The 8088-nt window shown below is 68.7% G+C and carries 10 protein-coding genes, 1 tRNA gene and 1 pseudogene; 4 read left to right on the top strand and 8 right to left on the bottom strand.

The features are described 5' to 3' along the window. From ACFWFI_RS09810 to ACFWFI_RS09800, 3 genes and pseudogenes are all read left to right on the top strand, one after another. Nucleotides 1-394: pseudogene (locus ACFWFI_RS09810) on the top strand (RNA helicase); the annotation flags it as partial. 104 nt (nucleotides 395-498) lie between these two features. Next, on the top strand, nucleotides 499-2076 hold the full coding sequence (locus tag ACFWFI_RS09805) for an amino acid permease (protein WP_387387550.1): 1578 nt from the start codon (nucleotides 499-501) through the stop codon (nucleotides 2074-2076). A 92-nt stretch (nucleotides 2077-2168) separates the two neighbouring features. After that, nucleotides 2169-2242: transfer RNA gene (locus tag ACFWFI_RS09800), tRNA-Lys, on the top strand. A gap of 151 nt (nucleotides 2243-2393) precedes the next feature. Here ACFWFI_RS09800 and ACFWFI_RS09795 read toward each other — a convergent pair. Next, the gene (locus tag ACFWFI_RS09795; protein WP_387387548.1) at nucleotides 2394-2573 is read right to left on the bottom strand and encodes a hypothetical protein; all 180 of its coding nucleotides are present in this window, start codon (nucleotides 2571-2573) and stop codon (nucleotides 2394-2396) included. A 100-nt stretch (nucleotides 2574-2673) separates the two neighbouring features. On the opposite strand from ACFWFI_RS09795, the gene ACFWFI_RS09790 reads away from it, so the two are divergent. Beyond that, complete coding sequence (locus ACFWFI_RS09790; RefSeq protein WP_387387546.1) at nucleotides 2674-2934, top strand: helix-turn-helix domain-containing protein; 261 nt, start codon at nucleotides 2674-2676, stop codon at nucleotides 2932-2934. Between the two features lie 700 nt (nucleotides 2935-3634). Here ACFWFI_RS09790 and ACFWFI_RS09785 read toward each other — a convergent pair. From ACFWFI_RS09785 to ACFWFI_RS09755, 7 genes are all read right to left on the bottom strand, one after another. Then, entirely contained in the window at nucleotides 3635-3787 is a 153-nt protein-coding gene (locus ACFWFI_RS09785; RefSeq protein ID WP_387387544.1) for a hypothetical protein, read from the bottom strand. 95 nt (nucleotides 3788-3882) lie between these two features. Next, complete coding sequence (locus tag ACFWFI_RS09780; RefSeq protein ID WP_387387543.1) at nucleotides 3883-5127, bottom strand: helix-turn-helix domain-containing protein; 1245 nt, start codon at nucleotides 5125-5127, stop codon at nucleotides 3883-3885. A 783-nt stretch (nucleotides 5128-5910) separates the two neighbouring features. Continuing rightward, nucleotides 5911-6204 (bottom strand): hypothetical protein, encoded by a 294-nt coding sequence (locus ACFWFI_RS09775; protein WP_387387541.1) that lies wholly within the window; start codon nucleotides 6202-6204, stop codon nucleotides 5911-5913. Between the two features lie 20 nt (nucleotides 6205-6224). Beyond that, entirely contained in the window at nucleotides 6225-6458 is a 234-nt protein-coding gene (locus ACFWFI_RS09770; protein ID WP_387387539.1) for a hypothetical protein, read from the bottom strand. An 8-nt stretch (nucleotides 6459-6466) separates the two neighbouring features. After that, on the bottom strand, nucleotides 6467-7291 hold the full coding sequence (locus ACFWFI_RS09765) for a peptidoglycan-binding protein (RefSeq protein ID WP_387387537.1): 825 nt from the start codon (nucleotides 7289-7291) through the stop codon (nucleotides 6467-6469). A 67-nt stretch (nucleotides 7292-7358) separates the two neighbouring features. Next, the gene (locus ACFWFI_RS09760; protein ID WP_387387535.1) at nucleotides 7359-7622 is read right to left on the bottom strand and encodes a hypothetical protein; all 264 of its coding nucleotides are present in this window, start codon (nucleotides 7620-7622) and stop codon (nucleotides 7359-7361) included. Further along, nucleotides 7623-8087 carry a hypothetical protein gene (locus ACFWFI_RS09755; RefSeq protein ID WP_387387533.1) on the bottom strand — a complete coding sequence of 155 codons (465 nt, stop codon included), beginning with the start codon at nucleotides 8085-8087 and terminating at the stop codon, nucleotides 7623-7625. It abuts the gene before it with no gap. Nucleotide 8088 lies beyond the last annotated feature (1 nt).

The following is an 8088-nucleotide window of genomic DNA, read 5'->3' as shown; positions in this document are numbered from 1 at the left end:
TGGTGGCCGTTCGTTCGAGCGTCGTGACAACGACCGCCCGGCGTTCAACCGCGACCGTCGTGACGAGCGCCCCTCCGGTGGCTTCCGCTCCGGCGGCGGTGACCGTCGGGACGACCGTGGTGGCCGTTCGTTCGAGCGTCGTGACAACGACCGCCCGGCGTTCAACCGCGACCGTCGTGACGAGCGCCCCTCCGGTGGCTTCCGCTCCGGCGGCAGCGACCGTCCGTTCAACCGCGACCGTCGTGACGACCGTCCCGCGGGCGGCTTCCGCACCGGTGGCGCCGACCGCCCGACCGGCCGTCGTGACGACCACCGCGGTGGCACCGGCACGGGCACCGGCACCGGCACCTTCGGCCGCCGTGACGACAAGCCGCGCTGGAAGCGCAACGGCTGAGTCCTGCTGACTCACTGAGCAGTCCCTCGGGGCCCGTACAGCACTTCGGTGGTGTACGGGCCCCGAGGCGTTTCCGGAGACCCTGCGAGGGCATCGCTGGGGGCATGACAAATGACGACGCCGCAGTCGCGGCACCTCCACCGGACGCCCCGTCGGGCTCCTCACCCACGTCCGCCCCCGCTCCGTCCCCGACCACGGACGAGGAACGGCTGGCCGAACTCGGCTACACCCAGGTGCTCGCGCGCCGGATGTCCGCCTTCTCCAACTACGCGGTCTCGTTCACGATCATCTCGGTGCTCTCCGGCTGTCTGACGCTGTATCTGTTCGGCATGAACACCGGCGGGCCCGCCGTCATCACCTGGGGCTGGGTCGGCGTCGGGCTGATGACGCTGTTCGTCGGTCTGGCGATGGCCGAGATCTGTTCGGCCTACCCGACGTCCGCGGGCCTGTACTTCTGGGCCCACCGCCTCGCCCCGCCGCGTTCGGCCGCGGCGTGGGCCTGGTTCGCCGGCTGGTTCAACGTGCTCGGCCAGGTCGCCGTCACCGCCGGCATCGACTTCGGGGCGGCGTCCTTCCTCGGGGCGTACCTGAACCTCCAGTTCGGCTTCGAGGTCACTCCCGGCCGGACGATCCTGCTCTTCGCGGCGATCCTGATCCTGCACGGCCTGCTGAACACTTTCGGCGTCGGCATCGTGGCCGTCCTCAACAACGTCAGCGTGTGGTGGCACGTGGTCGGGGTCGCCGTCATCGTGGGCGCGCTGACCTTCGTGCCGGACTCGCACCGGTCGGCGTCGTACGTCTTCACCGAGTTCGTCAACAACACCGGCTGGGGCAGCGGCTTCTACGTCGTGATGATCGGCCTGCTGATGGCGCAGTACACCTTCACCGGGTACGACGCCTCCGCCCATATGACGGAGGAGACCCACGACGCGGCCGTGGCGGGCCCGCGCGGCATCGTGCAGTCCATCTGGACGTCCTGGATCGCCGGATTCGTGCTCCTGCTGGGCTTCACCTTCGCCATCCAGTCCTACGACGGCGCTCTGAACTCCCCGACCGGTGCCCCGCCCGCCCAGATCCTGCTGGACGCACTCGGCGCCACCGCGGGCAAGCTCCTGCTGCTCGTCGTGATCGGGGCACAGCTCTTCTGCGGGATGGCCTCGGTGACCGCCAACAGCCGCATGATCTACGCCTTCTCGCGCGACGGGGCGCTGCCCTTCTCCCGTGTCTGGCACACGGTCAGCCCCCGCACCCGTACACCCGTCGCGGCGGTCTGGCTGGCCGCGCTCGGCGCGCTGGCCCTCGGTCTCCCGTACCTCATCAACGTCACCGCGTACGCCGCCGTGACGTCCATCGCGGTCATCGGCCTCTACATCGCCTACGTCATCCCCACGCTGCTCAGGCTGCTGCGGGGCGACGACTTCGTCCGGGGCCCCTGGCACCTGGGCCGGTGGTCCCGGCCCATCGGCGTGGTCGCGGTGGCCTGGGTCGGAGTGATCACGGTGCTCTTCATGCTGCCCCAGGTGTCCCCGGTCACCTGGGAGAGCTTCAACTACGCACCTCTGGCAGTGCTGGTGGTGCTCGGCTTCGCCGCCGTCTGGTGGCTGGTCTCGGCCCGGCACTGGTTCCTCAAGCCGAGCGCCCCGGATCACAAGCGCACGATCACGGACGAAATCACGGACTGACCGGCCCTGCTCCGGGCACGACAGGGCCCGGCACCCGATACCCGATCGGCTGCCGGGCCCGGGGCAGCTATGCTCGGGGGGTGATCCATCCCGGGCCGTTAGCTCAATTGGTCAGAGCAGCGGACTTTTAATCCGTTGGTTGTGGGTTCGAGTCCCACACGGCCTACCGCTGAACCCCAGCTCAGAGCGCATGTGAGCTGGGGTTCATCCCGTTCCGAGCCTCGTGCGTGAGCGCTGCTGGCCCGCTGCTGGCCCGAGAGGTTGGCGACGGGCATGACTGAGCCCCGACCGCTGGTGTGCGATCGGGGCTCAGTGGGTCACTTTTCCGCGTAGAAGAACCCTACGGCTTCGGGCGGTGGCTGCACCATGTCCCAGATTGCTGCGAGCGCTTCGTAGCGCGGGTCCACCCACTCCCGGACCGTGGGGGCTGGTCGGTCGTTGGTAGGCCGCCTGCCGATCGGGAGTGCCTGCCGGATGAGGATCAGGGTCTGCTGCACGGTGGTCTCCGTCTCTGCGCAAGGGCGCTCAGCATTCATGATCGACGGTTTTAGGGTCAACCATAAAGACAAATGATCTTGGCGCGGCGAACGTGGGCGGGTGCACGACCTGCCCCTGCCACGCGACCGCGTCATCGCCAGACGCCAGGCCGTCGGCGACCACATCAGGGCGGTACGCCAGCACGCGAACCTCACCCAGGAGCAGGTGTCCCTCAGGTCCGGAATCGGCCTCGCGTCCTACAACCGCATCGAGCAGGGCCATGCCTCGCCCATGCTCGACTCCCTCATTCGGATTGCCCACGCCATCGGCGTGGATCTGGCCGAGCTTGTGCGCGGGCACACGGAACCCCCGACCACCTGACAGGGGGGAGGCGGCCGGGGGTGATAGTGGGTGCTCAGCCAGCGCTCAACGGGTTCGGGTAGTCCACGTCGGTGCTGGCGGCCGGCAACTCGCTGTGCCCGTCCGAGTGGTGATTCACCCATCCGCACCCAGTGCATGAATACCGGCCGTCGAGGCCGAGGACCTCAGTGCCGCACTGGGCGCAGTCGGTCCGAGTGATGTCCGGGGTGGTCCCCGCCGCGCTGCTCATGCCCGGAGGCTACCCCGGACGGTGCCGGCGCAGGCGCGAACCTTGACCAGCCGCACTGGTTCAGGCAGTACCACCGGCCGTCCGTCCCTTGCTGTGCACCTGCTCCGCAGTTTCCGCAGTTCATGGCGAACTCCCATCGTGTAGCCGCTGTTCCATCCGCAGTTAGCGCTGCAGAACCAGCGGCCAAGGTTGTCCTCATAGGTGGCGGCGCCGCAGTGAGGGCAGTTCACGTTCGGCCTCCCTGCGGCACCGTCATGGGTCGCGCCTCTCCTCGCGGTTCCTCCCCGGCATCGCACGCCGGGCAGGCCCAGACCTCCGTGTCGAGGACATGTGCGGCGTCGCGTTCACGAATGGTGCCAGCGGACACAGCGCCGGTCGTAAGGGGTGTGCGGCACCAGACGCAGGCGTGACCTTTGGCCTGGTCCCACGTCAGCGCCTCCAGCGCTGGGAGCGAGCGGGCCGCAGGCGCTGTCACGCCGTGTCCTTGCACTGCTGGCACTGGCAGGCCGGGAACACGGATGACGGGTCCACCTCGGTCAGCGGGGTGACTTCAGTCTCCGGCTGCACGACGCGGACTGTCTGCCCGTATCGATCGACCTCGTACACCTTCATCGTCATCGCCATGGGTAGTCATCCCTGCTCGTCGGCCAGTGCTCAGACCGTAGAAGCGGGCACAGCAAACGAGGGGCAGGATCCTGCCCCTCGTCTACGCGTTCGATTTAGGCGGCGAGTAGTCCGAGTTGTTCGGCGAGCGCCGCAGCGCGCCGCCTACGGGCGGGGAACCGAGACTCGGTCTCCTCCAGCACGATGCGCCGCGCGTACCCGTTGTAGCGGATGGTCTCCGGCGCAGCCTTGTGCGCCTTCTCCAGGGTGGCGAGCGCGGTCTCTGCCTGACCATCCAACTGGTACGCCCGAGCCTCCTCGATCCGGTGCCTTGCGAGCCGCGGCCGGGAGGGGATCGCCACGGAATCAGCGGCCACAGCCTGCCGTACCGATTCCCCGCCGGCACGTAGCTCAACTGCAACCGTGACGGCGTGAGCGCCCATGATGGCCTGCGAGAAGGAAGTGATCGGGTGGTAGTAGCCAGGGGCCAGGGCTCCGGCAGTCACCCGCGCCTTGTCCCACCACCCCCATGCCGAGCCGTTCTCCCCACGGCGGGCCGCAGTGTAGCCAGCCTCGAACTGCAGGGCTCCGGCAATCGCTGCCGTCCGATCATCAGCGTCGGGCAGGAATCGCTCAAGATAGCCGAGCGCCTCCATCGTCATGGCGTCGGCAGCGTCGAAGTGTCCGCTGTCCCTGTGTGCCTGCGCGGCCAGCCATGCGGCCACTCCGATGGCGTGCGGATCTTCGGACTCCTGCGCCGCGACCATGCCCCGCTCAGCGACCCGCCACAGTAGAGCTGAGTCTGGCTGATACGCCACGAAGAACTGGCTGAGCGAATAGACCTCGCTGAGCACCGCCTGCGCTGCTCGGCGATCCGACGCCGTGTCAGCCTGCCGAGTGGCGAGCTGCGCGTCCCGGATCAGGCCCGGTAGCAGTTCGCCAACGACCTGGCGGTGATTGGGTGCCTCATGCCGCGCCGCCCACGCCGTTGAGAGGCGAGCCGCCAGGTGCTCGGCGGACGGCGCCTCACGGTTTTCGCCCAGCGTCAGGGCATTCACGGCGTCCCGGACTGCAGGCAATCGGGGGTGCCCCGGCCCGATGAAGAGGTCGACCTGGGCGCTCTGGTCCCCGGTGAGGTCGGACAGGTCCCGTACTCGCAGGAGTTCGGCGATGCGCAATACAAGGGTGTACTTCGGCATACCGATCTGCCCTGTCTCGATCTGCTTCACCCATGACGGCGACATGCCGAGCAGGCCGGCCACGACGGGGCGGCTCAAGCCGCGGTGGGTCCGGAGGATCTGCATGCGTTGCCCGAATGCCAGCGGGTCGGCGTATGGGTCCGGGGTAGCATCATTCGGCATGGCCTTGCCCCTCTTCTCTGTCCAGCTCGTCACTGCCAGGGTATGGGGCAAGGCCCTTTCTGTGGGCTGCGTCACGGAGCCTGAACGCGCGATATCGCCCCCTGCTCGGCCGTCACGGCCGGGCAGGGGGCGATGTGGTTCATGGGTACTGGCGTCGGGAGGGGTCCAGTGCGAGCGGCCCTGACTCGGGCGACGGGTCGGGGTCCGGTTCTGCCGGCGCCCCGTTCCTTCGGCAGACCAGCGCATCAGGGTCCATGGGTGGCGGCTGCAGGGTGTACCCGTCCGGGCAGGTCTGCCCGTTACTTCCGTCGCGGCCGTCCGCCCCGTCCTTGCCCGCGGGCCCTGGTGATCCGGCTGGTCCGGCCTCACCTTGGGGCCCTGCTTCACCTTGGGATCCTGCCGGTCCGACCACGGACTGCCCATCGGCACCTGGCAGCCCGGTCTCGCCGACGCCGTCAGTCCCTGGGCTGCCGCTCGGTCCTATCAGCCCTATTGGCCCAGTCGGGCCTACGGGACCCGGCACACCAGGGGCTCCTTGCTCGCCCGGTGGGCCGGTCGGACCGGCCACACCCTTTCCGGGTTCCCCCCGGGAGCCGGGCGGCCCGGCGACCGGGGAGCCGCCGAGCCGCTCGACCTGCTGTGCCAGCTGGTCGCGCGCGAGGTTGGCGTCGCGCAGGTCCGATGCCAGGTCCTGCACGGTGAATATCGCACCGCCCGCCAGTAGCGCACCGGCGAGGGTGAGGATGTTGCCGAGCCAGGGGTGCGCCCGTTCCGCGTGCCGCCTCATGCTCCTGCCCCCTTCACCGTCATCGCGAGATAGGGGAGCAGTGCGACCACCACGGTGATCACGACACCGATCATCCAGCGGCGGGTCGCCACCAGCCGGTCGGCATCCTGCTCGCGTTTCGTCTCCAGCGTGGTGACGCGCGCGCCGAGCTGGGTCTTTTCGATGGTGTAGACGTCCTGCGAGACGAAGGTATCGAGGCGCCCGTTCAGGTTCCCCAGGTCCTCGCGCACGTCGTCGCGCAGGGCTTGGATGAGCCGCCCGAGCTCGCCGTTCGACGGCTCATCAGCCATGGGTCGTGCTCCAGTTCAGGTCAGACGGCGCGGGGGTGGGACGCCGGGTCGGCGGTCGCGGGCAGCGTGGACGCCGTGCCCGCGCGGCCGAGGCGCCCGGCGACCCAGCCCTTCGCGCTGGCCAGAGCCAGAGCGAAGGGCGCGGCCCACCAGACAGGTATGTCGGCCAGCTCGGTGGCGACGACGCCGAGGGACGCCTGCGCTCCGGTCCAGAGGGCGCGCTCGCCGAGGTCGAGGAACAGCTGCTTCTGCATGGGCACTCCTAGTTGGTGACGGTGAAGCCGTGGGCCTTGCCCAGGCGGGTGAGTGTGGTTTTGCCGGGAATGCCGTCGGCGTCGTCGCCCTTGTAGCCGAGACGCCGCTGCCACGCCGCATACGCGGTGACGGTGGCCGACCCGAAGTGCCCGTCCGCGAGGTTCTTCGCCAACAGCCCCTCCTTGACGAGGGCCTGCTCCACGGTCTTAGCGCCCGCGTAGGAGACTGGCGCGCCCTTCTTCGGCGGGTCGGTGCGCGCTGCCTTCACCAGGAGCGACAGGTCGACGCGGGACTTGGCCGGGGTGGTGGCAGGCTTCGTCTCGGTGCCTGCCGGTCGGGGCGCGCCCTTCTGCACCCATGCGTAGAGCGGTCCGCCGGGGCAGGCGGTGGCGTACCCGTCGCGGTGGCCCTTGACCTCCGTGCCGGCGCCGTTCTTCCGCAGGAGGTCAATGCCGTCGCGGATCGCGCCGAGCATCGCGTCGTTCGGCTCGGTCAGCCCGGACGAGCCGACCAGGCCGAGGATCGCGTAATGCGCCTGGTTCAGCGCCTGATTGCCGTTCGCCCCAGTGCGCTTCTTCAGGCCGCGGCCCTCCAGCAGGTAGCCGTGCGCGCAGGCCGCGTAGTTGTACGCCACGTCGGAGTAGTTCTCAGCCGTGTTCGCCAGGTGGCTGCGGCGGATGTTCTTCCACTCGTCGATGCACGCGTCATGGTCCGCGAGGAGCTTCGTACTCACGGCCGTGCCCTCGTAGTGAACCTTCACGCCCTTGGTGCTCGACTGCGACGGCGCAGCCGAAGCGGGCCATCCAAGCTGGGCTCGGGTCACGAGCTTCATAGGTGCCCTCCGGGCAGCAGAAAGCCCCGGCCAGCAGGCGCGGGGCGGATGAGGTGTGGGGGTGGAGTCAGGTGTTGGGGAGTTCGTAGTACCAGTTCGGATAGTCCTCAGGACTGATTTGCCCCTGGAAGGAGCCGCTGGCGCGCAGGGCCCACCAGCCCGGGTTTATGTGGGTGAGAAACGTGCTGCCGTCGGCGTCGGTCATGAGTAGGTGGAGGTATCCGTCGGCGTCGACCCTTTCGAAGGCTGCGTTCCCGGCCCACTCGGCGAGGGTCTCGCCGTTGTCGCCGGTGAACTGCATGGATTCGTAGCGCTGTACGACGACTGCCATTCAGACCACCTCGTAAATGGTGACGAGCATGTCGGTGAAACCCGTGCAGGTGATGACCGGGCCGGATGTGATCGAGTTGAGCGCGCACCGCAGATCCAGCGTGTGGGCCCCCGCAGTGGCCAGGACGCCGCTCCACGCTTTCCCCGCCATGTCGTAGTCGGCCCCGTCACCGCCGGTAGTGCCTTCGGACCATCGGGACTCGCCACTCTGCTGGACCCCGTCCACGAAAAGCCCGCCGCGTGTGTAGACCGAGGTCACGGGCGTCTGGGTGTCATACGAAAAATTCGCCTGGCAAACGAAGAGCGCGTTCGCCGCGAGGGTGGTCAGGGTGATCGTGCAGTCTCCGACCGCCACGAATGTGAGGGTGGAGATGGCAGTGGCCGTCTGCGCCTGCCGGTAGTACGGGGTCGGCTGCATTCGGGTCAGCTGCCCGGCGGTGACGATGCTGCCCGCAGGGATGGGCATG

Origin of the sequence: Streptomyces sp. NPDC060209, assembly GCF_042728155.1 — a bacterium.
In the GTDB taxonomy this organism is placed as follows: domain Bacteria; phylum Actinomycetota; class Actinomycetes; order Streptomycetales; family Streptomycetaceae; genus Streptomyces.
This window is presented reverse-complemented; position numbering and strand designations above follow the sequence as displayed.